Genomic DNA, 25,658 nt, shown 5'->3' with positions numbered 1-25,658 from the left:
AATAATTTGATCTTTTGGTTTGTACAAAAAACTTTTTGTTTCTTAACAAAAGGAGACACTTTCTATGCGACGATTGTTAGCTTTAATTTTTGCCGTCTCTGTTTGGTTTTGCGCCATCAGCCCAGCCTCTGCTTCTTTGGATCATCTCACCCCTTGTAGTGAGTCTGCTGCATTTCAAGCCCGGAAGGCTGAGTTCGTAAACACTACAGCTGACCCCAATTCCGGTGCGAACCGATTTGAGCGGTATTCTCAAGCACTTTGTGGTGATGAGGGATATCCCCACTTGATTGTGGATGGTCGTTTCTCCCATATGGGTGACTTCCTGATTCCTAGCTTACTCTTCCTCTATATCACTGGCTGGATTGGCTGGGCAGGTCGCAGCTATCTACAAGCGATTCAAAAGGGTAAGAACCCAGAACAAAAAGAAATCATCATTGAAGTCCCCTTGGCATTTAGTAAGATGCTATTGGCTGCCTCATGGCCTTTGTTAGCATTCAAAGAAATCACCACTGGTGAAATGTTTGCTAAAGATGATGAGATTCCTGTCTCACCACGCTAGCAATCATACTTAGACTCCCTCGCGGGAACGCTTTTAGCACTGAAAAGTTAGCTAAAAACTACTGTCGTTCTCGCTAATCAAATTTTCGCGCTTTTATAGACAGGGCATTATCTTGATGTGCCAAAATGTCTTAAAATAGTTAACGATTTTAGGAGAATGTTCCATGCAGGATTTAGTTAAGTATTTGTCCCTAGCACCAGTGTTATTGGCTGTTTGGATGACCATTACGGCTGGAATTTTGATTGAATTTAACCGCTTTTTCCCGGATCTACTTTTCCATCCGTTGTAATTAGCAAGAATGGGTAAAAATTGAAATAATTCATTCCGGACTAGTAGTAGGTAAGCTAATTAATTTGTAGCTCCTACCCCAGTTAGCTGAATTATTAAAATTTACCCTAAAAAACCTTTTGATAATTTGACAAAAATAATTCAGAGTGCAGAATCCGTAATCCAGAAGTAGGGTCGAAGATTTCTGAACTATTTCTGAATTATTAAGTTGCTGAATCCTGAATTTAGCAACTAATAATTCTGCATTCTGAATTGATAATTCAGAATTCGGTTGACTTTTTGTAAAATTGTTTGAAATGGCAAATCTGGCACTGCTGAGTGTATCTGACAAAACTGGACTAATCGACTTTGCCCGTCAGCTAGTAGAAGAATTTGAATTTGATTTAATCAGCAGTGGCGGAACGGCTAAAGCCTTGCAATCAGAAGGTTTGCCGGTAACGAAAGTGTCTGATTACACTGGCTTTCCAGAAATTTTAGGTGGTAGGGTTAAAACCCTACATCCACGAATTCATGGCGGAATTTTGGGAAGGCGAGATTTGCCCGAAGATGTGGCAGAAATGGAGACAAACCAGATTCGTCCCATTGATTTGGTGGTGGTGAATCTCTATCCATTTGAACAGACTGTTGCTAAACCGGACGTGAGTTTAGCAGAAGCAATTGAAACTATCGATATCGGTGGTCCAACACTGCTGAGGGCAGCTGCGAAAAACTATGCTCACCTGACAGTGCTGTGTAATCCCAGTCAGTATCAGGATTACTTAGAGGAGTTGCGCCAGAATGGAAATCAACCATCAATCGAATTCCGTCAGGCTTGCGCTATAGAGGTTTTTGGTCATACCGCTGCCTATGACCATGCGATCGCATCCTACCTGATCGGCTACGAAGATCCAGTGTCCCTACCAAAACGATTTACCTTATCTGGACAACAGCGCCAATCTCTACGCTATGGCGAGAATCCCCATCAACCGGCATCGTGGTATCAATCCGGAACGGTTCCCACAGGTTGGGCTGCAGCCACTAAACTTCAGGGTAAGGAACTCAGTTACAACAACCTGGTGGATTTAGAAGCTGCACGGCGGATCATTAATGAATTTACTGACACTCCAGCCGCAGCAATTCTCAAGCACACCAATCCTTGTGGGGTAGCGTTGGCAGAAACCCTATCGCAAGCCTATCAGAAAGCATTCAATGCTGACTCTATTTCTGCCTTCGGTGGAATTGTGGCATTAAATCAACCCATTGATGCTGCTACAGCTGTGGCGTTAAAGAAAACTTTCTTAGAATGTGTAGTCGCTCCAGGGTGTGAACCAGAAGCTCAAGAAATTCTCAGTGCTAAGTCGAAGCTAAGGGTGTTGCTATTACCAGACTTACAGACCGGATCAAACCAAACGGTGAAAGCTATTGCAGGGGGGTTTCTGGTACAAGCTGCGGATGATGCTATGGATAATCCTGAGAATTGGCAAGTGGTGACCCAAAAGCAACCTACTCCTGACCAAATGGCAGAATTATTATTTGCTTGGAAGGTGTGTAAGCATGTTAAATCTAATGCCATTGTCGTGACACGCGATCGCACAACCTTAGGTGTGGGTGCGGGTCAAATGAATCGGGTAGGTGCAGTCAATATTGCCTTAGAACAGGCTGGGGAAAATAGCAAAAACGCTATCCTTGCTAGTGATGGATTCTTCCCCTTCGATGACTCAGTGCGGACAGCTGCTAAAGCAGGGATTGAGGCAATTGTGCAACCGGGTGGTAGTTTACGAGATCAAGACTCGATTCAGGCAGCAGATGAACTGGGATTAATCATGGTGCTCACCGGTATGCGCCACTTTTTGCATTAGTTATTTACATTATCCAGAATAAATAGTCGTGATTCGGAGCAAATTTATCGAACACTAATTTTGCTCAGAATCGCCCATTGTTAGTCATTTCATTTGATTGAAGCCGACTAATTAGTCAGGTGTGAAAGACACTTATTGGCTTAGTTTTCAGTAAATGCGCCTTGTATTTCCCTATTTCCGTATTTACCCAAATCCCTATCACCCAAAATTGTTAACTTATTGTATTTTGAAACACACCTGAAGTGCTTAAGGGAGCGAAACTAAGTCAACTGCCTAAGTCCTTTTGACAAAAAATACATAATAAATTCAATATTGATGAGTATTTATCTTTTAAAATTTAGGCATATAATAATATAAAGTGGTGATGAGAATGGTAAAGTTATGCAACTATGTAAAGATGCCTTAGGAATTCTAAAAGAAACTAGTCGAACTTTCTACATTCCAATTAGTTGCTTACCAGGAGGGTTACAAGAATCTGTTGCTTCTGCATACTTGTGTATGCGTGCAATTGACGAAATTGAAGATAATTTTGAGCTTGATAACCCTACCAAGGCTTCACTGTTGCGAAAAATTAGTTTCGGTCTACAAGGTATAGGTAATGGATTCAGTGCCTCGGAATTATCTTTAGCCTTGAGTAAGCACGAACAGCCACTTCCAGAAGTAACCATTCGGATTGGTGAATGGGCAATGCTAGCACCGGAAACCATTGCACCTCGCATTTGGGAAGCTAGCGCAGCTATGGCAGATCGAATGGCAGCTTGGGCTGAATGCGGTTGGGAAATTAATACAGAAATGGATTTGGATGCTTATACTTATAGCGTTGCCGGGTCTGTAGGATTGTTACTTTCTGATTTATGGGCTTGGTATGATGGTACCCAAACTAACCGTAGTTATGCAGTTGGTTTTGGTCGGGGTTTACAAGCAGTCAACATTCTACGTAACCGCTCTGAAGATTTGACAAGGCAAGTGGATTTTTTTCCCAACGGCTGGAGCGAAGAGGAGCTACAAAAATATGCTCGGAGAAATCTGTCTTTAGCTGATGCTTACACCAATGCTCTCATCAAGAATAGTCCAGCCAGAAATTTTTGCCAAATTCCCCTGGCTTTAGCTCATGCCACCCTTGATGTTTTAGCCCTCGGACAATCTAAACTAACCCGCAGTGAAGTTATGGGTATTGTTGAGCAATTAACAACTAAGTAGATAGGAAAATTTTTAGTCAGCTCCAATCCCTTGATTGTTATTAGTTACAATTCACAAATATAGATTTTTCTAAACTTACTTAAGTTAGATGCGCTTACCCTACCTCAATACCCTATTTCATATTTGGGACTTCCTGTCAATGGGTAACTCAAGCGCAAAAAAATATAGTTGCTCTTGCTCCAACGGGGAGAGGTATTTTCTTAGGAAGGATTAAGCGATCGCTCAAGAACAATACACTGTTGTTTTTTTTGCTGAGCTTCAATGGGGGTAAACCCTAGATTGTGTAAGGCTTTCAGTGACTGCGATCGCAATCTTTGTCAGAAATGCAAGTATAGCGCTTGCGATATTGCTTCCAATATTGAGTAGAACACAAATCAACTTTAGGGGCGCACGGTGTGCGCCCAAGTGCTTATGGCCGATTACATAAGACCTAGTTGTTCCAGAATGCCGTTACCAGTCAGCAACTCGGTAGCCAAGCCAATGGCGAAACCAAGCATTGCCAAACGGCCATTCCAGGTTTCAGAAAAATTGGTGAAACCGAACTTAGATTCTTGCTCTTGAGTCATTTTTATAGATCTCCTAGGGTTTTGTTAGCTTCTGTAATACAACTTAACCTATTTTGAAAAAATTTGCAACATTTATTTATATGTTTTTTTTCATAAATATGGTATATGAGGATACGCTTTGCCTGAAGTAGGCATAACTGGAGGCTATGGGGAGATAGGGTTGAGGGTTAACTGGTTGAGGGTTAACCGGTTGAAGGTTAACCGGTTGAAGGTTAACTGGTTGAAGGTTAACTGGTTGAAGGTTAACTGGTTGAAGGTTAACCGGTTGAAGGTTAACCGGTTGAAGGTTAACTGGTTGAAGGTTAACTGGTTGAAGGTTAACCGGTTGAAGGTTAACTGGTTGAAGGTTAACCGGTTGAAGGTTGTTCGCGAAGCGTGGCCTTTTGGCCAAGGTTCTAACCTTCAACCGACAACACCTACTAACCTTCAACCGGTAACACCTACTAACCTTCAACCGGCAACACCTACTAACCAGCAACACCTACTAACCGACAATCTACTAACCTTCAACTCTATTGGTTCACGGTCTAATGTCGATAGGGAACCCTTACCTCGAGCATCGGTACAAGTTATGAATCTGGACGGCTCAAACCAACAGACCTTTGCTATGGCTTACGTAATCTTGTCGGTCTCGACTGTCATCCAATTACTGGTGAACTTTACACTACTGTCAATAGACCTCATGACTTGTTTAACCTTAAATAAAGTAGCTGCTAGCTTTCCCGAGCCAAGGCAGAAGCTTAGTGATAATAAGCTGAAATGTTTTCCATAAGTTTGTTCCTGCTTCAACCGTTTCACCAGTTTCTTTTAAAACTTTGAGAGCTGTACAAGCCTTTTGCAAATTCTTAGCAGCAAAATCCTTATCAGGCTCTTCTTCTTGTGCTTCTTCTTTAGCAGCTTCCAAATACTTGATTGCTTGAGATGTCTCCGCCTCCGGTAAATCTGAGCTGCGAAACAGTTCTTCAAGCTTGGTAATTAACTCAACCACATTGGCTTGAGTTAATGGCTGAGAAGATTCACTTGTAGGCTGAGAAGATTCACTTGTACTAATTTGTGGATTTTGGGTCACATCCATATCGCCACTCGCCATTCCTCCAATTGTGTTATTAGACAAGTTTTGACCAACGGTGATATTGAATGATTGAGAAAAATTTTCTTCTGGCATGACTGTAGTACGAGTAAAGTTTACATTTAATCTTTAACAAAAGACTAGCTAAATAATATGACTTTTACAATTGTCAGAAATTCCACTAATCATCTAAGTAAAAAATTAGTAGTAGCTGAATAGTTTGGGTGCATCTCATATTTTAAAATATTGCGTAGGGTGCGTTAGGGGCGGCTCGCCGTCATTTTTTACCTCGTAGCCACCACTGGGAAAGCCGGCCCCGTAACGCACCACCGCATCAAATAGTAAAAATGAGATGCACTCGAATACTTTCCTCTTCTCTTAGAGTTTTATAAAATCCAAAAAATTTTTTGGAATTGCCATTGAGTTACCAGACTTTATGGATGTCATAAAACCTAGTTCACTTAGAAATTTTGGCAATCTCCTCAGATAATTGAGCCGGGGTCATTACCGGATATTTAGGTGGATATACAGATTCAGTTTCTCCAGATGGAGAGAGTGCCTCAAGGCAATTAGGAGGTTCACTTACCTTTCCTTTAAACGGTTTATCTTTATTTGGAGACCACGCTTTTAGAAGGTTTTTTACATCAGATTTCATCTTCTCTCGTGTTTGATCAGGAACCCAACTTTTTTGTGAAAGTTTGTTGTATACATATTTAACAAAACCAAAGGAATCTTGATACTCTATTGGAGCAACGATATTACAGTTCCTTCCAATGGCAGCTTCGTATTCTTCCGATGCTGTATTAAGAATACTAATAATCACCTTTTCAGCAAATTCCGGTGACTGAAGATTCTTATTTTTTTCAAAAAAACTATCTATAGCTGATTTGATTTTTGCCATTGCTCCGTCAAGTTCTTTAGTTACGTCTTGACTATAAGGTTGATATTTAGCTTTTTCGTATAGATCTTCCAAATTATTTTTGAAATTATCAACACCTTCCTCTTTTAATTTATCTTGAATTTCCCCGTAAAGTTCCTCAATAGGATGTTCTAAATGAGATTGTGCTTGATCTGGGGTTCCCCCGTTTAATAAATCTTTGGCTGCAATCAGATGACCTTGCATTAGACCAAGATTTTTGATATAATCTTCATCTAATATTTTTTCAGGTTCGGAGTTAGAAAAAGGTTCACTAGTTTTAGTAGGAGTATTACTAGGTAAATAGTACCTGATTCCTACCACCAAAAGGGCAACAACTAAAGTAATAAAAACGTATTTGAGTATATTTTTCATAACGTTTACTGTTATAAAAATTTGTTACTAGGAATAACTGAAAATTGTCCCATGCAACCATTTTCAGCAATTTGGTCTTGATGAGGGTGAAACATATAGTTTCCTGGGAAAGGATACGCAAACTCTAAAATATGCCGTTCCGCTGTACCCATAGTAATGACATCGGTTTTTATAGTTGGCTTTATAGTACAACCGGTTGGATAAACCTTAAACATGTTAGCATGAATATGAAAAGTTACAGCCACATCATACTCAATCATATTCAGTATATATAATCTTATTAACTGATTTTGATAAATCGGAATAGGGTGTTTATTGTAAAAATCAGGTAAGCCATTAAACGCATAAAGTTCATTAGTTTTTATGTCTTCAGTTTTTATGTCTCCGTCAATGTCATAACCTGACATAACTAAAACCATTTCATCGGCGGGAGGGCGTTTTCTAGGAGGATCAATAATGAACATACCATACAGTCCTTTGCTAATGTGGCGAGTAACAGGACTAACATGGCAATGGTAAAGATGAACGCCATAGGGCTTAGCCTCAAATTCATAGACAGTTTGTTTACCTTTGCCTATTGAAGTCACTCCATCCATTTCAGCAGGATGAATACCATGAAAATGAATGCTATGACTACTAGCAGAATCCTGATTCCGAAAAATTACTCTAATCCGATCACCTTCTACCGCTCTTAATGTTGGACCGGGAACTCGATGATTAAAATTCCAGCTAACCCAACCTACAAATTTATTTAGCTGAGTCGGGGTATGATCGGCAACGATTTCAAACTCCCTGATCAGATGTCCATTTTCCTGCTTAACACGACCATAATCAAAACTTCGTAGACAATTTATAGGATCAAATCCAACATACTTTGCTGAGAGTTGCTCATCTGTGGTGAACCTAGGTACGTTAACCGTGGCGGTAGGTCGCGATTTAAAGAATTGGTAGACAGTCCCTGCGATGCCTAAACCTACAAAACTAGATTGTAATATTTGGCGACGACTCCACATCATAGCAATATTAGGGATTACTAGTATAACTATAGCGTTTATTGCAGTTATGAGGTACGATTATCAACCTCAAAGTCCCCCTTATTAAGGGGGATTTAGGGGGATCGCTTTGTCCCTCACATTTCGTATAATTGCTATATCCTGGAATAAAAAATTTAAAATTCAGGATTCTTTTCGCACTCATGCAATTTATCATTTGCAACATTAATAAATGGATCTGTTCTTCTTTTTTTGTCGTGAAACTCCAATTTGGCCTGGAAAAATCCTGCTTTAATCAACTTTTGTTTAAGACTACTTCGATCTTCAATATCACAAATATTGTTATCTGTATCTAGTTGATCACATTTATTCTTTTCAATTTTTTCTAAATAGTTTTCCATCAACTCCCTTCTTTCTTTCTCAATTGGCGTTTCTGACACTTCCAACTCACGTGCTCTATCCAATCTATCTTTAGCTTTATTATACTTCTTATTAAGATAGTACACAAAACCAGCATCTCGCAATGCATAATAGAAAAATTTAGTATCATCAGGTTCTGTAATTTCTTCATATTCTATAATGGCCTCCTTATACTGATTATTAGCTAAGATATATGAGTTGCCAAGGTAGTACCTAATCTGATAAGCCTTTGGCTTTACCTTTAAAATATCTGTCAAATATTTTTGAGCTTTTTTAAAATAATCTTGAGCTTTTTCAAAATAATCTTGAGCTTTTTCACGATTATTTTGAGCTTTTTCACCATAATAATTAATTAGTTGATATTCAGCATTAAGTAGTTGAGCTTTAGCCTTGCTTAACAAAACTGTATGCTTTACGTTCGGGTCAGCTACTTGGAGCTTATTGTAAAGTTCTATCGCTTTCTGATATCCATTTAAGTCGTCCCAATAGGTATGTTTTAAATTTTTAGATATCTTACCTGCGTCTCTGCTAACTAATAAATGACCCAACTCAAGCAGTGCAAAAAAATTATTGTCTACAGTTTCAACTTTTGCCACATCTTTATAAAGGTTAATTGCCTTTTCATAGCGTTTACTGGCAGGCCAAAGCAAACATTTTTGATTATTATCCTCACGTACAAAATCAAAATACTTAAAATCTTCCATCAAAGCGATGTAGAATTTTACTTGTGGATCTTTTGGATTATACTCTTCAGCAGATTTAAAATGATTTTGTACTTTTTTGATTTCTTTGTCTTTCCTTTCAGCTTTTTCGGAGGCATCAAGATCATTCCAATAAACTAGATTTGCTCTTCCAAAATTTTTATGGGCTAGATATAAAGCCGACTTATTCTTGGTAAAACCATTAATTATGGAGTCACAAGATTCCCTTATGTTAAAGGATTGCTTCCTTTCATTAGTTAGAACTTGATTACATTTATTTTGAGCAGACCATAAAAAAGGATTGAGTAGAAAAAACGGTTCAACAATATAAAACCACATAATAAATAAAATTACAATTATTGTCAAGCGCAAATAAAGGGAAGGTAAGATAATAATTTTATCGAAATACTCCTTTTTTTTTGATGATATTTTTTTGCGATATTTCTGCTTGTAATGACGTAAACTATTGTTATAATTGTATGAAGTTGTGACTAGTTTTGCTCTTCCATTATCAACGTCATCTAGTAAGTTAGATATCCTTTCTGAGGGAGGGTTATTTTGATTAGCAAAGATTATTTCATGCAAATCTTTCTTGCTCAAGAACTTGATTTTCACCTAGCCCTCCACAATTGACTCAAATATCATAAATCAGCTTTAAATGCTCTTATTTACAGACATAGATTAAGTACAGCTATGCTGCCTTAGATTCTAATAGAACATCCCTCCAACCAAGTCCAGCTGAGCCTGAAGGTTTGGGATTTACTCGATTTTTGGTCTCTGAATTAGGGTATGAGCAAGCCTCAACTTCCTTAGATTCTAATAGAACATCCCTCCAACCAGGTACAGCTGAGCCTGAAGGTTTGGGATTTACTAAATTTTTGATCTCTGAATTAGGGTATGAGCAAGCCTCAACTTCCTTATGTTCTAATAGAGCATCCCTCCAACCAGGTTTAGAATTAAACTCACGCCTAACCTTAAAGAACGCAAGTGTGGGGAATCTGGGTAATGTGGGAGTTTGATTATAATTTTTGCCTAATTTAAATGAGATCCACCCATTTGAGTTAATGCTATTACCAAGATTAATATTAATTATTATTAGACTGTTTTGAATGTTTTGATCAACACTACCAGAGCCACTGTTTTGAACAGATGTAATGTTCCCCCCAGCTTGTCCAAGAATTTGACTCCTATCAATACTTTCGGAAGTAAAATCCAAGCCTTGAGTTAAACTACTGATCTTGTTATCATTCATAAAATTATTCTTACTAGGTGTATATCAGAAACGCTATATAGCACCCCAAAGCGCAAGAATCAATAACCCCGTGCTTATTGATAATAAAACCCCATCATTATCAACAACTTAACTCTATTGCGAGTACACTTCTAGGAGATTATAGGGGTTTCGAGGCAGGATCAACCGATATCCAACCAACCCACGTTATGAGCGATTTTTTTTGCCTTACCCTGTATAGCACCCAGGGTAAAAGCAAGAATCAATAAGGCGACATTATTATCAACTATATTGATAATTATATGCAATAGTGCTGAGCAATTTTGGCTTAATAAGCTCATAATCCTTGCCATATATCACATTCTGGCTCAACTTTTATTGGGTTTACCCTGATGCACCCTAAGTAATCACTAGTATAACAATGATTTTTGCTAAATGATAAATACTTTTATTAAATAACTAATAACTCGCCTATGGGTATACGAGTACTCGATTACTCTGAGTTGGATTGAGCCGAGATATGGATGCTGAAGTGCAATATATTCTCAGCAATTGTTGAAAGTTTGTTACCTATAGGAATTACGCATTTGCCCCCTAAATCCCCCAATTTTGGGGGACTTTGACATCATTACCCGCTAATGCACGTGAACTTTTGCCTCTTGCCTCTTGCCTCTTGCCTTGCGCGTAGCGCTATACCTTTGATTGCTACTTGGTCAGTTAAGATCAATCGCAATATCACCCTGTGCTGCTGACCATGAACTCCGCACGTTTCCTGATCCTGCAACTACTGATGACTACGGTAGTAGCCTGTGCTTCAACTAGCACCTCAACTCAAGCACCTGCTGCACCGATTTTACAAAAGTCCTCGTCTGAGGAATCTCCCCAAATTGCTCAGGCACCTACACAAACAAATGCTTTATTGACAAAAACCCTAATCGATACCAAACCCCTGACACCCCAACGGATTCAAATTACCCTGAATGATTTACCCCAACCCTTTGCTACTTCTAGCGCCTCTCGACCTCCAAATGTTGTAGCAGTACCATCCAACCCAAGCCTAAAAGTACCAGCGGGTTTCCAAGTGAACGTATTTGCTGATGGGTTAGACCGTCCCCGCTGGCTAGCACTTACTCCCACTGGGGATATCTTGGTCACAGAAACTCGGGCAAATCGTATTCGTTTATTGCGCGATCGCAATGGTGATGGAGTTGCTGATGTCAAAAAAACCTTTGCTAATGCCAGTAATGGGTTAAATATTCCCTTTGGCATGGCGTTTGCTGATCAATACTTCTTCTTGGGCAACACTAATGCTGTACTCCGGTTTCCCTACACTAAAGGTCAAGACCAACTCACTAGCAAAGGTCAAAAAATTGCTGACCTTCCTGGCGGTGGCTACAACCAGCATTGGACGCGCAATGTGGTAGTATCTCCCAACCTCAACAAAATCTATGTCTCTATTGGTTCACGGTCTAATGTCGATCGGGAACCCTTACCCCGAGCATCGGTACAGGTGATGAACCTGGACGGGTCAAACCAACAGACCTTTGCCTATGGCTTACGTAATCCTGTCGGCCTAGACTTTCACCCAATTACTGGTGAACTTTACACTACTGTCAATGAACGAGATCTGATCGGAGATGACCTAGTTCCTGATTACTTCACGCGCATTCGCCAAGGGGAATTCTATGGTTGGCCCTATGCCTATTTAGCCCCCCATCTCATCGATCCCCGTCAAACCCGCAATGGTCAAAGCATCAAACCTGAACTGGTTGCCCAAACCCGAACTCCCGATGTCTTGTTCCAATCACACTCAGCAGCACTAGGATTACAATTTTATGATGGACAGACCTTTCCAGGAAAGTATCGTAACGGTGCCTTTGTAGCGTTTCGTGGCTCTTGGAATCGTAACCGAGGCACCGGTTACAAGGTTGTATTTGTCCCCTTCAAAACTGATAGACGACCATTAGGCTACTATGAAGATTTTCTGACTGGTTTTCTGATCGATTCTTCAGGACCAACTACCTGGGGACGTCCAGTTGGTTTGCTGGTGCTAAAAGATGGCAGTCTGCTCGTCACAGAAGAAGCCAACAACCGCATTTACCGGATCCAATACCGCAATATTAACCCGTGAAGTGCTCTCGACTAACCCCAAGGATGTAGTCGGTGCTTCCTGTTTCGTTCCCTGTTGCCTCAATGCACCCTTACTACAGGGTTAAGACAGCGTCTCTGGCTCAAATGAACCTTGATCAGCGACAACAACCAAGATGGATGTCTCTACGAAAGCTGAACCCAGGTAGCAATCCAACTGACCCAGACTGATTTATGATTGACATTAACCCTTGGTTTTCGGGATAGCATAACTTTGCTTAAGTCTAATTCTTTTAAGAATATCTTATTTATTACGACTTGATTAGGACAAAATTTTTTGACTGGAAATTCATCCCCTACTAACCGCACTTAGTGTAGATTGGGGAATGTTTACCGAATCTTATTAAACCTGGCTTGGTACTAATAACTAATGACTCATAACAAGTCTTTGTAAAGATATTTAGGAAAACTTAATATCAGACAAAAAACAGTAATGTGCCATGCTAAGGTGTTGTTCGGGAAACCAACCTAATCCCTTTCACGTTTATGCAATCGCCAAATTCCCTACGTCGGACAAAGATTGTCGCCACAATTGGCCCTGCGAGCAATAGCCCAGATGTTCTCAAGGCACTAATTCAAGCTGGTGCCACCACTTTACGACTTAATTTTTCCCATGGCACCCACGAAGACCATCAGCGCAATATTCGCCTGATTCGCCAGACGGCCTTTGAACTCAATCAGCCTGTAGCGATCCTGCAAGACTTGCAAGGACCGAAAATTCGCTTGGGGCGGTTTGAAAACGGTTCCATTGTTGTCAACAATGGCGATCGCTTCACCTTAACCAGCAAATCCATGGTTGGTAAACAGGAAATCAGTTCAGTTACCTACGAACCCCTAGCGGACGAAGTGCCTGCGGGAGCCACCATCCTATTAGATGATGGCAAAGTTGAGATGCGGGTAGATGAGGTAGACCGAGAGCAACGAGCCTTGCACTGTACCGTTACCGTCGGTGGACCCCTCTCAAATAACAAGGGAGTTAACTTCCCTGGTGTCTACCTATCCATCAAAGCTCTAACCGATAAAGACCGACGAGATTTAATGTTTGGTTTGGATCAAGGTGTGGATTGGGTAGCACTCTCCTTTGTTCGGAATCCTCAGGACATATTAGAAATCAAAGAACTGATTAACAGTGCTGGCAAGCAGGTACCCGTCGTTGCCAAAATTGAAAAGCATGAAGCCATAGAGCAAATGGAAGCAATTATCTCCCTGTGCGATGGGGTGATGGTTGCTCGGGGTGACTTAGGGGTAGAACTGCCAGCAGAGGATGTACCAATCTTACAAAAGCGACTGATTGCCTCAGCCAATCGACGGGGAATCCCAGTCATCACTGCCACTCAAATGTTGGACAGTATGGTTCACTCCCCCCGACCAACTCGTGCAGAAGTTTCTGATGTAGCTAATGCTATCCTTGATGGCACTGATGCCGTCATGCTCTCTAACGAAACTGCTGTTGGTAAATACCCAGTAGAAGCGGTAAAGACTATGGGCAGGGTTGCGGTGCGCATTGAGCAAGAACAGATCATCGGTCATGCTCGTGACACCAGCCGTTCCATTCCCAATGCTATATCCCAGGCAGTTGGTCACATTGCGGAGCAGTTAGATGCAGCAGCCATCATGACTCTGACCAAAACTGGTGCTACAGCACGGAATGTTTCTAAATTCCGACCCCAGACTCCCATATTAGCAGTAACACCCCATGTAGATGTGGCTCGACAACTCCAGCTAGTTTGGGGGGTCAGACCTTTGTTAGTCCTGGATTTACCCTCAACTGGTCAGACCTTCCAAGCCGCAATGAGTGTGGCTCAGGAAAAACAGCTTCTAACAGAAAGAGATTTGGTCGTCATGACGGCGGGGACAATCCAAGGTGTGGCTGGGTCAACAGACTTAATTAAAGTAGAAGTAGTCAAAGCAGTTTTGGGTCAGGGAGTTGGTATTGGTCAGGGATCAGTAAGTGGTGTTGCTCGGGTGGCTGGCACTGATGGTGATTTACCTAATTTCAACCACGGAGAAATCCTAGTGGCTCCTTCAACCAATGCCAAATTTGTGGAAGTTATTCGCAAGGCAGCAGGAATTATCACTGAGGAAGATAGTATAACTAGCCATGCAGCAGTGATTGGCTTACGCTTAGGTGTGCCAGTAATTGTGGGGGTGAAGAATGCGACCCAATTGATTCGGGATGGGGCAATTTTGACTCTGGACACACAGCGGGGTTTAGTTTATTCTGGTACCCTTGGGGCTAGCCCCAGTGACGGGTTACTAATGACTTGAATAAATTATACCCATCAGCATTGTGTATTTTGTCTTGGCTATTCCCTGGTTTTCTTTGTATGCTCAAGCATCACTTAACTATAAAATAGTTTGTGGTACTATTTGGCTACTAACTTAACCTGGTAGAGTCAATATTTTGGAATTCGTAATTGGTAAGATCAAGTCCGGTTAATCACTTAGAAAATGGTTGAGCATATGCCCATGAATTGTTAATTGTTAATTGTTAATTGTTAATTGTTAATTTTCAATTTTAAATTAACGAAAACCCCAGAATTATAAGTAGTCAACCGGACACGATATTACTCATGACCGTAACTGTCCTGCTTTAAGCTTGTAGACTGATCAAAATTTATCATCAACACATCTTGGTGTTTACATCTTTAGTGCTTCGATTTCAGTGAGTAGGGATTGAGTTTCAATATGCTTCTGTCTCAGTTTACCTGCCAAGATGTTTTTTTGATGATTTAGTTGTTGTTTTTCTATAGCCAGACATTGATTTTCAGCCCTCTCCAACTCAAGTTGCCTTTCTAAACATGCTTTATCCCATGCCAATTGTTTGTTTTGTCTGAGGAGTGATTTAACTTCCGTCTTGACTTGGTTTAGCTCCACAATTATTCCTTTGGTTTTCTGTACCATCAACTCCCAGGCTTGATAATCCCAATTTGAAGTTTCTACTCCCCCATCAAGCTCTTCAAGAAAAGCCTGCTTTTCCAGCTCCAGCCGTTCAACCCTCTCTTGCAGTGAGACATTTTTCTTATGCAAGCTCCTTAAGGAGTTATTAACTACAATAAACTTATTGATTATCCCAATAATTTGCTGATGACTTTCTTTGAGTTCATATTCCAGCCACTTAATTTTATCATTAGCAAAATTTATATCTTGTTCAATGGCTTCATAGTTATTTAAAATAAAAAACAACCAATAGATTAATAAATTTTGGATTTGATTGCTATCTTTTATAGTCTGGTTTTTGGGTTTAAAATTATAAATGGCTAATAAAAACCAGCTGAATAACAAAAAACTGATAATTGAATTCATGAGAGCTTCGTTGTCAAGTAATTACATCACTTTTAGCATCAACGTTCCATACCACGACAACCGTGTAAATACAGAATTAAGCAACTGAGCTAACTCATTACAAAACTCATATTACGAGGAATTTCACCGAAGTCGTGTATTTTTAAAAGCTCCTCTTGATAAAACAAAAATTTTTTCCTGCTGCCCTTTTAGTAGGGATTGGTTAGTTAGCCCATGAACTAATAACAATTATTCAAAGTAGGACTTATAGATGCAGATGGTCAAATGCTTAGATGCTCAGATGCTTAGATGCTCAGATAAAATAAATGTGTACCCTTGTCAGCACTAAGAATTGGTATAACTTAAGAATTGGTATAACCTAAGAATTGGTAAAAGTACTGTATTAAGATTGGTAGAAGTACTGTATTAAGTATTCATACTGAGAATAAGCTCGACTTAATGGATTTACGGAGTTGCGATCGCCCATGATCGCAACTCCGTAAAACCCATAAGCATTAGGCTTTTTGACTCTTTCAAGGTTACTAAGATACCCGATAGGCAAAGAGTCTACCGCTCTGTTTAAGGAAGGCTTGAGAAGTCAGCTTCCCCCTACTCGTTTTTTTTATAAAATTTTGTTTCATTAGCTTGACAAAAATAAACAACAGCTGAAACTTTCTAATACCGACCATCGTGAATTAACAGGGTGAGCTCGGATGCCAGAAATTCAAATTCCAAAGGACGATGTTGAAATTCTGCCCATGAAGCTCTAACGGGGTGCATCTCATTGTCAGCCATGCAAAGCGCGAGTCGGGGAAACCACGGCAGTTGCTCATGGTTTGAAGTTACCGTAAGATAGGGTCGCCTTGTCTTGATGCAGTCGCTCATGGGGGAAACCCCCTTTGGCGGCGCTGCATCACTATTAAAAAATATTTAACCCTTTTCTGCATAACCTGCTAACTATAAAGGCGACCCTATCTAAGGTTTCGTCTCCGGGGGAGACCCCCGCGTGAAGGCACTGCCTCCCCAAGACCGTAATCGTGCGTTTGACCCGTAATTAAATTCGCCACGGGTCGCACCTGAGGCATTGCTTTTGCAGTTTGACCTGGTGGTGCGTTACAGGACGCACTGTCCCAAAACTGGCTACAGCTTGCGTCTTGGCGAGCCCGTCTGATCACGAACCTTACGCCACGTTTTTACAAATATGAGATGCACCCGCTCTAACGTTTGGCTGGGCCCACTCTCGGAAGGCAAGGGTCATGTGAGGTCAAAGGAGCAGTAGGCGCGAGGTTTGGTGTACAATTCCTAAGGATGCCTCTAGGTCAGGTATGGAATTGTGGTGCCAACTAAGCAGTTCTCGAGTCTTGAGGACATTGATATACGATGATACGGGGAACAAAGGCACCAAAGCCTTTGATGATTAAGGGAAGTGGTGTCAGGATCTGAAGCATTATTACCTACCTACAAGATCAGACCTCTTTCGGATAAGATCATAAAACCCCTAAAATCAGTAAGTACTGCTTGAGAGGTTATAGCTAAAAAGGCTGAGGAATATTTATATGAGCGAAATTTTCGATAAAGTTCAGGGAATCGTTTCAGAACAGTTGGACGTTGAGGCGAGCGAGGTTAAGCCAGAAGCAAGCTTTGCCAACGATCTGGGCGCTGACTCCTTAGACACAGTTGAATTGGTGATGGCCTTAGAAGAAGCTTTCGAGATCGAAATCCCTGATGAAGATGCGGAAAAGATCGATACTGTTGACAAGGCTGTGAAATACATTCAGGAAAAAGTAGGAGCTGGAGCAGAAACTCCAGCTTGATCAGCCTGATTCATTACCGCAAGTTCTGCGTTCACGGTCGATAAGCCTAGTTTTAATGGCATGATGACAAATTTTGATAAAAAACGGGTCGTTGTTACAGGTCTCGGTGCAATTACGCCGATAGGCAACACTGTGGCTGAGTACTGGGAAGGGTTATTAAACGGACGCAATGGTATTGGTTTAATTTCCTTATTTGATGCCTCCAAGCACGCTTGTCGTATTGCTGGCGAGGTGAAGGGCTTTGATCCCCATGACTACATGAAGCGTAAGGAAGCAAAGCGTATGGACCGCTTCGCTCAATTGGCGGTTTCTGCCAGTAAGCAAGCATTAGCTGATGCCCAGTTTGAGATCAATGACCTGAACGCAGAACAGGTCGGTGTAATGATTGGCACTGGCATCGGTGGTCTGAAGGTACTGGAAGACCAGGAAACAGTTCTTATTAAACGTGGACCTGACCGCTGTAGTCCGTTTATGATCCCGATGATGATTGCTAACATGGCAGCTGGTCAGACAGGAATTCATACGGGAGCCAAGGGACCCAATAGTTGCCCAGTTACTGCTTGTGCCGCAGGGTCTAATGCCGTAGGTGATGCGTTTCGCTTAATCCAGCGAGGCTATGCCCAAGCCATGATTTGTGGCGGTGCTGAAGCGGCGGTGACTCCCCTAGCAATGGCTGGGTTTGCATCAGCACGAGCTTTATCTACTCGTAACGATACCCCTGAGTCAGCTTGCTGTCCTTTTGATATCGCTCGCGATGGCTTCGTGATGGGAGAAGGTTCTGGGATTCTGATCCTAGAGGAACTAGAACACGCCCTCAGTCGTGGAGCAAAAATTTATGCCGAAATCGTTGGCTATGCCATGACCTGTGATGCCCATCACATCACATCCCCTGTACCAGGTGGTGAAGGAGCAGCCAGGGCTATAGCACTGACGATGAAGGATGCTGGGTTGACGGCCGAACAGGTTAGCTACATCAATGCCCACGGCACTAGCACACCTGCTAATGATAAAACCGAAACAGCAGCGATTAAAAAAGCTTTAGGAGACCATGCCTATAAAGTAGCAATTAGCTCCACCAAATCCATGACAGGTCATTTGTTGGGAGGGTCTGGTGGCATTGAAGCAGTGGCTTCAGTGATGGCAATTGCCCATGACCAGATTCCACCAACGATAAATTTGAACAACCCAGACCCTGAATGCGATTTGGATTACGTACCCAATTATAGTCGCCAGCAGATGGTAGAAGTAGTGCTATCCAATTCCTTCGGGTTCGGCGGTCATAATGTAACCCTAGCCTTCAAAAAATACCGGTAAAGTGGGAATAAAGTTTGAATGGTTAACGGCTTACTCCGTAGGAGAACCAAAAGGGTAGCCTTTATATTAGGGTAGGCATTGGGTGAAGGTAGCTCAAGGAAAAAACTAGTAGTTACAACTACTAGTTAATGATACTTACTGAGTAACCCATATTCCCACGCTTTATGGATTGTTTTCATCCTTGATGCTTGATCCTACCCTACAAGGGAAACTATCCGGCGAACATCCTTCATTCTGAGCCAATCCCTATCTCTTGCTGATTGATCCCGGTAATGGGATTATGAGAAAGTACCTTTGGGTCAACCGAGAGCCACCCTTGTTTGAACTCAGACAAATTCTTGTTAGACCATAGTACACACATATCCATTAAACAGAAATTATGGCCGTTGCAACCCAGTCTCTCGAAGAACTTTGCATCAATTCCATCCGCTTCTTGGCGATTGATGCTGTAGAAAAGGCCAAGTCTGGTCATCCTGGGCTGCCCATGGGGGCGGCTCCTATGGCATTCGTGCTTTGGGACCGTTTTATGCGGTATAACCCCAAAAATCCCAATTGGTTCAACCGCGATCGCTTCATCTTGTCGGCTGGTCATGGCTGTATGTTGCAATACGCCTTACTTTACCTAACTGGCTATGATGGTGTAACCATAGACGATCTTCAGCAGTTCCGCCAGTGGGAATCGGTCACCCCTGGACACCCAGAAAACTTTGAAACCGATGGGGTTGAAGTCACTACTGGTCCATTGGGACAGGGAATTGCCAATGGTGTGGGTTTGGCAATGGCAGAAGCTCACTTAGCTGCTAGGTTCAACAAACCGGATGCTACCATTGTCGATCATTACACCTACGTCATCCTTGGTGATGGTTGCAACATGGAAGGGGTGTCTGGTGAAGCCTGTTCTTTAGCGGGTCACCTAGGACTTGGCAAACTCATCGCTCTCTACGATGACAACCATATTTCCATCGACGGCTCTACGGACTTAGCCTTTACTGAAGATGTGGGTAAGCGCTTTGAAGCGTATGGCTGGCACGTCGTACATGTAGAAAGTGGTAACACTGACCTTGAAGCTATCAATGATGCCATAGCAGCAGCCAAAGCGGTAACAGATAAGCCGTCTTTGATTAAGGTAACCACCACCATTGGCTATGGTTCTCCTAACAAAGCCAATTCACATGCTGTCCATGGTGCAGCTTTAGGTGGGGATGAAGTGGAGGCCACTCGCCAACACCTGGGATGGGAATATGAACCCTTTGTAGTTCCAGATGATGCTCTCAACCATTTACGGAAAGCTGTGGAACGGGGTACGGAAGCGGAAACTGCCTGGAATCAAACCCTAGCTGATTACAAAGCAAAGTATCCTGAACAAGCAGCACAATTTGAGCAAATTACCAGTGGCCAACTCCCGGAAGGATGGGAAAAAGCCCTACCCACCTACACGCCGGAAGACAAGGGAGTAGCAACCCGTAAACATTCTCAAGCCACTCTCAATGCACTTGCCCCCGTACTGCCTCAATTGATTGGTGGTTCAGCTGACCTTGCTCCCTCCAATCTCACTTTATTGAACATATCTGGGGATTTCCAGAAAGGGCAATATGAAAACCGGAACCTACGCTTTGGCGTCCGGGAACATGGTATGGGAGCGATTTGCAATGGCATTGCCCTTCACAACTCTGGCTTGATTCCCTATGGAGCCACCTTCCTGATTTTCACCGACTATATGCGGGCAGCAATTCGCCTGTCGGCTCTATCAGAAGCTGGGGTAATTTGGGTAATGACCCACGACTCGGTAGCCTTAGGTGAAGATGGTCCGACACACCAACCGGTTGAAACCATTGCTTCCCTAAGGACTATACCAAATCTGGTAGTCCTTCGACCTGCTGATGGCAACGAAACCTCTGGGGCTTATAAGGTAGCTATTGAGCGTCGTAATGCTCCAACTCTCCTCGCCTTTACCCGACAAGGTCTACCTAACCTAGCTGGTAGTTCCATTGAAGCCGCGACCAAAGGGGCTTACGTCCTCTCTGACAGCGATGGCACTCCTGACATTATCCTGATTGGTACTGGTAGCGAAGTGTCACTGTGTGTCCAAGGGGCTGAGCAGTTGCGAGAGGAAGGGAAGAAAGTCCGTGTTGTCTCCATGCCAAGCTGGGAACTTTTTGAAGCCCAGGATGAAGCCTATCGGGAATCCGTCTTGCCCAAAGCAGTGACCAAGCGCCTCGGGGTCGAAGCTGGTGTCAGCTTTGGTTGGTGCCGTTACTTGGGTACCGAGGGGGATATGATTAGCATTGATCGCTTTGGTGTTTCTGCTCCCGGTGGCGTCGCTATGGCAAAGTTTGGTTACACGGTTGAAAATGTAGTCGCTAAAGCCAAAGCCTTGTTGGGATAATTAAACCACTATAACCCCTAATTATACCTAACTGAACTAGGGTAAACATTTCCATGGTCATGGGAAACCAAGACTAATGCTTGTTCTAGTGGCATAGGGAAAAACGGAGAGTTTCTCCTCTTCCTTTCTGCCACCACCAGGGCTATTTCGTTTACCGTTGGGCTCCCCCACAGAAGCCATTCTAGGGCAAGATCCAACTTGATAAACAAAGTCTGGGTTGTTATCTTCTAATGGTCCAACGCCAAGCACAGAGGCTATAAAATTTGTGGGATTAGTTTGTGTAGCCCAAGCATAAATTCTCCCTTAGGCCATTAGCCTTGGGGGTAAAGTCTAACTTTACCCCCAAGGCAGTATCAGTCCTGATGATGCCAACCTTGTATATTGGACTATCGCTAAGATATACTTGACTCAGCAAGTAGACCATGACAAGTCAAAATCTCATAGTTAAACAGATAAACACAGAAAGTGGTCATAACTATTTGCGTTTATCGGTTTTTGGGTAAACTCAGAATCTGTGCGCGACAATCTGGTACTGTAAGCGCCATGTTTCAAGACTCTTCCTACCCAAGCTAGCCCATGGGAAGTTTAAAAATCGCAGATGAATAGGCTACGGGTTATGCTGGAAGATATTAACTTTGAGACCTTTGAGACCATCCCTTAACCGTATTGACCTCGGATGCTGACTCAGTTGGCACACGAGAAGCCAAGGCGTTTTTAATGGGATTAGTAAAGTACCTTGGAGAACGTTGAACACGCTGGGCTAGTGTTAACAGCACATAGATTGTGATTAAGTAGCCAGTAGCTAGCAGGGGGATCATTAACGACATATCAATGTATAACATAAGAGTGAACAAGAGACAGGTAGATGCAAATTTCTAGAGAAATCTGCTGCAAAGCAATCCTAAAACCTTACAGTTCTAATGGTTTTAGGATATGGTTGCGGATAATAAGGTACAGGATACAGGTATTTGGCGCAATTGACCCTAACCACCCTAGCCTAGGTAACTCCTGATCTTAAGGTGAGAATTATCTCGACTTAGGCTCCCGATTAGGCAACTCTTGGTGGTTATGTCTGCTTTACAAGTTTACTCAGTAGAGATACTGAGATATAGACGGGATAGAGAGGCTTGTCTTGCCTAAGCCAACATCTTTACTATGGTGGGATCACCGAATTTAACTCTCCCCTTACCACATTTGGAATTCAGTATGTTAAATCTTTTAAACCCTCAATTCTCAGGATAGCACAAAAATCCTGGGTAGCCATACCGAGATCGGTACAGACTTAACAAGTCTATACAATTACTCAGATTTCCTTCCAGTTATGCCATAAACTCAACAAAATTTTCCTATCGGGGACGGTTAGCTTAGAATTAAGAAAGAAATATGTAAACTTTCGTAACTAACTTCTGAGTCGGCTGATCACATGACCTCAGTGACCTCCCTTTTTGCTTCCGTAGAAGCAGATCTGTATCTATTGAGTGAAAACTTAAAAAACCTGATTGGTGCCAGTCACCCAATCTTATACGCTGCAGCTGAACACTTATTCGGAGCTGGGGGAAAACGGTTACGACCAGCCATTGTATTGTTGGTCTCACGGGCAACGATAACCAACTCCAACATTACCCCACGTCATCGACGTCTAGCAGAAATTACTGAGATGATTCACACCGCTTCTCTGGTGCATGATGACGTGATAGACGAGTCAGAGGTACGCCGCACCGTACCTACTGTTAATAGCTTGTTCAATAACCGAATCGCTGTGCTAGCTGGTGACTTTCTGTTTGGTCAATCGGCTTGGTATCTGGCTAATCTGGATAACTTAGAGGTAGTTAAGCTACTCTCTGAAGTAATTAAAGATATGGCAGAGGGAGAAATCCAACAAGGACTGAGTCGATTTGACACCACGACAACTATAGAAGGCTACTTGGCAAAGACTTATAACAAGACAGCTTCACTGATGGCTAATAGTGCTAAAGCAGCAGGATGTCTAAGTGGTGTTTCAGATCAGGTAGCCGAAAATTTATATCACTACGGACGTAATTTGGGGTTGGCGTTTCAGATTGTAGATGATATCCTAGACTTTACAGCATCGACAGATGTTTTAGGTAAGCCTGCAGGGTCAGATTTAGTAAGTGGAAACCTCACAGCACCAGTTTTATTTGCCCTCGAAGAAAAACCCTACCTAGAGGTGCTCATAGAGCGAGAGTTTGCCCAGCCGGAGGATAAAGAACAAGCCTTGGTAATGGTCACGGAGAGTAAAGGAATTCAGCGATCGCGGGAAATGGCTGCCAAATATGCTGAGGCAGCAGTTAAAAATATATCAGTGTTGAAACCCTCAGAATCCAAGCAAGCTCTTATTGATCTCAGCGACTATGTCTTGAGTCGCTTATACTAGAACCTCGGGGATTCTAGTATTAAGCATGGCTTGGCATGGGTAATGGGTAACTAGGTAATCGGTAATGGGTAACTAGGTAATCGGTAATGGCTCAGCAGTAATGGCTCAGCAGTAATCACAATTACCAATTATCTTTTTACCGATTACCGATTATTACTGAAATGCTTTATGGGTAAGCATTTTTAGCGCTAAACTCCAGATAAACTTGATTTATGCAATCAGCAACATAGACTGGGATCCCACTGATGCTGCCCCGATTACACTACCATTGGCTCCACCTTCTGGGTAGTCCATTCCCCCTCTATTGCTGATGCGATCGCGCCCCGCGTGACCTACGGTCAATCGCGTAGCGTGGCCCAAAAGCCAAGGCCAATCCCATTGCATTAATGGCATTGCATTATAGTTGCGAACGCGCCCCGCATGACCTACGGTCAATCGCGTAGCGTGGCCATTCGCCTAGCATGGCCTTTTGGCCAAGGCCAATCGCATCATGAGGGATTGATAGTCAACTTAAGCTTGAGTTGATAACTCTGCTCCATTGCTGGATGCAAGATTGACTTGTTTCACCTCATCTATTGCTTTGCGTCGTGCTTCGATAATTTGACCGATTTCACGGGCGAGACTTGGTGTACTTTCTATCATCTGATTAACCAGATCTGAATAAAGCGCAATAGTTTGCAAATCTTCCACAACGGTAACGGATACTGAGCTTGGTTTGCCGCTAAACAGTGCCATTTCGCCAAAAAACTCACCACTGGACAGAGTCATCACCTCCTGTTGTTCACCATCACTATTTTTGAGGGTGAGTACAGCTTTCCCAGCAATAATAATGTACAGAGCATGACCAGGATCCCCTTGACGAATCACGGTTTCTCCCACACCGAAATTTTGTAGGAGTGCTCCTTTCGATAGATTCTCCAAGTTCTTTTGCTGTTTAGCTACAGGGACAAAGACAGGTATTGACTTCAGGCTCTCGGTAAACTTTGTCAAAGTGCTATCTGCTTCGGATGGGTCACTATCGAGTTTACGGAGTCTATAGATCGGAATGGTTGGTCCAAGATTGTTGCGCTGGGCTGCATACCAGATACGGGTCATCAACTGTTCACGGATTCTGGGCGCATCCTTATAGTCTTCGATAGAAAACTTGACCTCATAGTTACCCCGATAGTCGTTATATTCCATGGTGCGGATCTCTGGGGAAGGATCACTCAATATCCCTTCTGTGGCGAGTGCTGTTTCTTTTAGTACTTGCTTAATTAGGTTGGGTGGATCATCACTGTCGAAGTCAATCCTAAACGTTTCTACATGAATCCGTTTCGGTTTGCTGTAATTGAGGACTATTTCTCCTCCAAGTACCCGATGGGGAATAATAATCATGTCACCGTCCCGGGTTACCAGGCGAACAGCTCGCCAATTCATATCAATGACCTGACCAACTTTGTCTCCAATCTGCAACCAATCACCGACTTCAAAGGGACGAGCAAACAGTAGGGCAACGCCAGAAAAGACGCTGCCCAGAGAGTCCTGAAGGGCCAAGCCGATCACAATAGAACCCACACCCAAGGCAGTAGCCAGACCAGCGAGGTCGGCTCCCCACACTCTCGATAGCACAATGGCACCACCAAGGGCTACCAAAAAAAATCTTGACAAATCTAGGAGTAGTTTTGGGATCCGTGCTCGCCATGTATTTTTTCCAGCGGCTTCAAACAACACCGAATTGATTAGAGACAGAGAGGCGTCTATAACAAATATCCAGACCAGGGTCTCGACAAGCTTGACAAGATTGTTGTCCAGGTCTAATTCAAGCACATTCTGGATAAATAGCAGGAATACTAAGACGGGTAAGACACGGTTACGCACTAGGCGGAGCGTAGCTGCTAGAGGCTGACCGCGTCTTTGTAGACGATGAGTAATTTCTGTCAGAATAATTACTAGGATCGGGAACCCTATCCCTAAGGCTATTGCCCAGATAAACCAATCGTTTTGCCATATTACTTTGCTCATCAAAACAATCTCCTTGTCCCGTTCTTTTACTATCCCTTGAACAAGAGGGTTAACCCTCTGAAAAAGTTTTCATACCCCACGAGATAATGCTCGCGTGGGGGTTCAGAATTTAGGGTATTATGGTAATCTTAAAATAATGTAATCAAGTATAGTTTGT

Annotated in this window: 20 protein-coding genes and 1 pseudogene; 10 read left to right on the top strand and 11 right to left on the bottom strand. The window is 42.5% G+C overall.

The window, feature by feature from the left end; genetic code table 11:
- The first annotated feature begins 64 nt into the window (after positions 1-64).
- The 4 genes from F6J99_RS08630 to F6J99_RS08615 all read left to right on the top strand — a co-directional run bounded on the left by F6J99_RS08630 (position 65) and on the right by F6J99_RS08615 (position 3,885).
- A complete protein-coding gene (locus F6J99_RS08630) occupies positions 65-559 on the top strand; it encodes a Photosystem I reaction center subunit III (protein ID WP_293112575.1) in 495 nt (164 codons plus the stop codon).
- A 163-nt stretch (positions 560-722) separates the two neighbouring features.
- Positions 723-848, top strand: a complete 126-nt coding sequence (gene psaJ / locus F6J99_RS08625; protein WP_070394080.1) for a photosystem I reaction center subunit IX — start codon at positions 723-725, stop codon at positions 846-848.
- Positions 849-1,143: 295 nt separating this feature from the next.
- A complete protein-coding gene (purH, locus tag F6J99_RS08620; RefSeq protein WP_293112574.1) occupies positions 1,144-2,685 on the top strand; it encodes a bifunctional phosphoribosylaminoimidazolecarboxamide formyltransferase/IMP cyclohydrolase in 1,542 nt (513 codons plus the stop codon).
- A gap of 381 nt (positions 2,686-3,066) precedes the next feature.
- The gene (locus tag F6J99_RS08615; protein WP_293112573.1) at positions 3,067-3,885 is read left to right on the top strand and encodes a phytoene/squalene synthase family protein; all 819 of its coding nucleotides are present in this window, start codon (positions 3,067-3,069) and stop codon (positions 3,883-3,885) included.
- Positions 3,886-4,304: 419 nt separating this feature from the next.
- On the opposite strand, the gene F6J99_RS08610 is transcribed toward F6J99_RS08615, so the two are convergent.
- From F6J99_RS08610 to F6J99_RS08580, 6 genes and pseudogenes are all read right to left on the bottom strand, one after another.
- Positions 4,305-4,451, bottom strand: coding sequence for a chlorophyll a/b-binding protein (locus F6J99_RS08610; protein WP_293084583.1), 147 nt, complete (start codon positions 4,449-4,451; stop codon positions 4,305-4,307).
- Positions 4,452-4,595: 144 nt separating this feature from the next.
- Positions 4,596-4,763, bottom strand: a pseudogene (locus tag F6J99_RS45495) (hypothetical protein); the annotation flags it as partial.
- A gap of 385 nt (positions 4,764-5,148) precedes the next feature.
- On the bottom strand, positions 5,149-5,616 hold the full coding sequence (locus F6J99_RS08595; RefSeq protein WP_293112571.1) for a hypothetical protein: 468 nt from the start codon (positions 5,614-5,616) through the stop codon (positions 5,149-5,151).
- Positions 5,617-5,977: 361 nt separating this feature from the next.
- Entirely contained in the window at positions 5,978-6,811 is an 834-nt protein-coding gene (locus F6J99_RS08590; protein WP_293112570.1) for a hypothetical protein, read from the bottom strand.
- A gap of 11 nt (positions 6,812-6,822) precedes the next feature.
- Entirely contained in the window at positions 6,823-7,827 is a 1,005-nt protein-coding gene (locus F6J99_RS08585; protein ID WP_293112569.1) for a multicopper oxidase domain-containing protein, read from the bottom strand.
- Between the two features lie 152 nt (positions 7,828-7,979).
- A complete protein-coding gene (locus F6J99_RS08580; protein ID WP_293112568.1) occupies positions 7,980-9,524 on the bottom strand; it encodes a hypothetical protein in 1,545 nt (514 codons plus the stop codon).
- 1,421 nt (positions 9,525-10,945) lie between these two features.
- Here F6J99_RS08580 and F6J99_RS08575 point away from each other — a divergent pair.
- Together F6J99_RS08575 and pyk are read left to right on the top strand one after the other, a co-directional pair.
- The gene (locus tag F6J99_RS08575) at positions 10,946-12,286 is read left to right on the top strand and encodes a sorbosone dehydrogenase family protein (protein ID WP_365972897.1); all 1,341 of its coding nucleotides are present in this window, start codon (positions 10,946-10,948) and stop codon (positions 12,284-12,286) included.
- 503 nt (positions 12,287-12,789) lie between these two features.
- On the top strand, positions 12,790-14,571 hold the full coding sequence (pyk, locus tag F6J99_RS08570) for a pyruvate kinase (RefSeq protein WP_070394073.1): 1,782 nt from the start codon (positions 12,790-12,792) through the stop codon (positions 14,569-14,571).
- Positions 14,572-14,943: 372 nt separating this feature from the next.
- On the opposite strand, the gene F6J99_RS08565 is transcribed toward pyk, so the two are convergent.
- Together F6J99_RS08565 and F6J99_RS08560 are read right to left on the bottom strand one after the other, a co-directional pair.
- Positions 14,944-15,609: a hypothetical protein gene (locus tag F6J99_RS08565; protein ID WP_293112566.1), complete on the bottom strand. Its 666-nt coding sequence runs from the start codon at positions 15,607-15,609 to the stop codon at positions 14,944-14,946.
- A gap of 654 nt (positions 15,610-16,263) precedes the next feature.
- Positions 16,264-16,473, bottom strand: coding sequence for a hypothetical protein (locus F6J99_RS08560; protein ID WP_293112565.1), 210 nt, complete (start codon positions 16,471-16,473; stop codon positions 16,264-16,266).
- A 671-nt stretch (positions 16,474-17,144) separates the two neighbouring features.
- Between F6J99_RS08560 and acpP the strand changes: the two genes are divergently transcribed.
- From acpP to tkt, 3 genes are all read left to right on the top strand, one after another.
- The gene (gene acpP / locus F6J99_RS08555; protein ID WP_070394071.1) at positions 17,145-17,402 is read left to right on the top strand and encodes an acyl carrier protein; all 258 of its coding nucleotides are present in this window, start codon (positions 17,145-17,147) and stop codon (positions 17,400-17,402) included.
- A 63-nt stretch (positions 17,403-17,465) separates the two neighbouring features.
- Complete coding sequence (fabF, locus tag F6J99_RS08550) at positions 17,466-18,716, top strand: beta-ketoacyl-ACP synthase II (protein ID WP_070396806.1); 1,251 nt, start codon at positions 17,466-17,468, stop codon at positions 18,714-18,716.
- A 379-nt stretch (positions 18,717-19,095) separates the two neighbouring features.
- Positions 19,096-21,102: a transketolase gene (tkt, locus tag F6J99_RS08545; protein WP_293112564.1), complete on the top strand. Its 2,007-nt coding sequence runs from the start codon at positions 19,096-19,098 to the stop codon at positions 21,100-21,102.
- Positions 21,103-21,159: 57 nt separating this feature from the next.
- On the opposite strand, the gene F6J99_RS08540 is transcribed toward tkt, so the two are convergent.
- Positions 21,160-21,351, bottom strand: a complete 192-nt coding sequence (locus F6J99_RS08540) for a hypothetical protein (RefSeq protein WP_293112563.1) — start codon at positions 21,349-21,351, stop codon at positions 21,160-21,162.
- A 1,174-nt stretch (positions 21,352-22,525) separates the two neighbouring features.
- On the opposite strand from F6J99_RS08540, the gene sds reads away from it, so the two are divergent.
- Positions 22,526-23,497 (top strand): solanesyl diphosphate synthase, encoded by a 972-nt coding sequence (sds, locus tag F6J99_RS08535; RefSeq protein WP_293112562.1) that lies wholly within the window; start codon positions 22,526-22,528, stop codon positions 23,495-23,497.
- 210 nt (positions 23,498-23,707) lie between these two features.
- On the opposite strand, the gene F6J99_RS08530 is transcribed toward sds, so the two are convergent.
- Positions 23,708-23,890 (bottom strand): hypothetical protein, encoded by a 183-nt coding sequence (locus F6J99_RS08530; protein ID WP_149031100.1) that lies wholly within the window; start codon positions 23,888-23,890, stop codon positions 23,708-23,710.
- A gap of 117 nt (positions 23,891-24,007) precedes the next feature.
- The gene (locus F6J99_RS08525; RefSeq protein ID WP_293112561.1) at positions 24,008-25,501 is read right to left on the bottom strand and encodes a cyclic nucleotide-binding domain-containing protein; all 1,494 of its coding nucleotides are present in this window, start codon (positions 25,499-25,501) and stop codon (positions 24,008-24,010) included.
- Between the last annotated feature and the right edge of the window lie 157 nt (positions 25,502-25,658).

The organism is Moorena sp. SIO4G3 (genome assembly GCF_010692305.1).
Lineage (GTDB): Bacteria > Cyanobacteriota > Cyanobacteriia > Cyanobacteriales > Coleofasciculaceae > Moorena > Moorena producens_A.
The sequence above is the reverse complement of the archived record's forward strand: the minus strand, read 5'-3'. Positions and strand labels throughout refer to the sequence as shown.

What these genes read in the sequence shown, in the direction of transcription:
- F6J99_RS08630 (WP_293112575.1), top strand. Translation starts at nt 65, where the DNA reads ATGCGACGATTGTTAGCTTTAATTTTTGCCGTCTCTGTTTGGTTTTGC.
- psaJ (WP_070394080.1), top strand. Translation starts at nt 723, where the DNA reads ATGCAGGATTTAGTTAAGTATTTGTCCCTAGCACCAGTGTTATTGGCT.
- purH (WP_293112574.1), top strand. Translation starts at nt 1,144, where the DNA reads ATGGCAAATCTGGCACTGCTGAGTGTATCTGACAAAACTGGACTAATC.
- F6J99_RS08615 (WP_293112573.1), top strand. Translation starts at nt 3,067, where the DNA reads ATGCAACTATGTAAAGATGCCTTAGGAATTCTAAAAGAAACTAGTCGA.
- F6J99_RS08610 (WP_293084583.1), bottom strand. Translation starts at nt 4,451, where the DNA reads ATGACTCAAGAGCAAGAATCTAAGTTCGGTTTCACCAATTTTTCTGAA.
- F6J99_RS08595 (WP_293112571.1), bottom strand. Translation starts at nt 5,616, where the DNA reads ATGCCAGAAGAAAATTTTTCTCAATCATTCAATATCACCGTTGGTCAA.
- F6J99_RS08590 (WP_293112570.1), bottom strand. Translation starts at nt 6,811, where the DNA reads ATGAAAAATATACTCAAATACGTTTTTATTACTTTAGTTGTTGCCCTT.
- F6J99_RS08585 (WP_293112569.1), bottom strand. Translation starts at nt 7,827, where the DNA reads ATGATGTGGAGTCGTCGCCAAATATTACAATCTAGTTTTGTAGGTTTA.
- F6J99_RS08575 (WP_365972897.1), top strand. Translation starts at nt 10,946, where the DNA reads ATGACTACGGTAGTAGCCTGTGCTTCAACTAGCACCTCAACTCAAGCA.
- pyk (WP_070394073.1), top strand. Translation starts at nt 12,790, where the DNA reads ATGCAATCGCCAAATTCCCTACGTCGGACAAAGATTGTCGCCACAATT.
- F6J99_RS08565 (WP_293112566.1), bottom strand. Translation starts at nt 15,609, where the DNA reads ATGAATTCAATTATCAGTTTTTTGTTATTCAGCTGGTTTTTATTAGCC.
- F6J99_RS08560 (WP_293112565.1), bottom strand. Translation starts at nt 16,473, where the DNA reads ATGAGCGACTGCATCAAGACAAGGCGACCCTATCTTACGGTAACTTCA.
- acpP (WP_070394071.1), top strand. Translation starts at nt 17,145, where the DNA reads ATGAGCGAAATTTTCGATAAAGTTCAGGGAATCGTTTCAGAACAGTTG.
- fabF (WP_070396806.1), top strand. Translation starts at nt 17,466, where the DNA reads ATGACAAATTTTGATAAAAAACGGGTCGTTGTTACAGGTCTCGGTGCA.
- tkt (WP_293112564.1), top strand. Translation starts at nt 19,096, where the DNA reads ATGGCCGTTGCAACCCAGTCTCTCGAAGAACTTTGCATCAATTCCATC.
- sds (WP_293112562.1), top strand. Translation starts at nt 22,526, where the DNA reads ATGACCTCAGTGACCTCCCTTTTTGCTTCCGTAGAAGCAGATCTGTAT.
- F6J99_RS08530 (WP_149031100.1), bottom strand. Translation starts at nt 23,890, where the DNA reads ATGCCATTAATGCAATGGGATTGGCCTTGGCTTTTGGGCCACGCTACG.
- F6J99_RS08525 (WP_293112561.1), bottom strand. Translation starts at nt 25,501, where the DNA reads ATGAGCAAAGTAATATGGCAAAACGATTGGTTTATCTGGGCAATAGCC.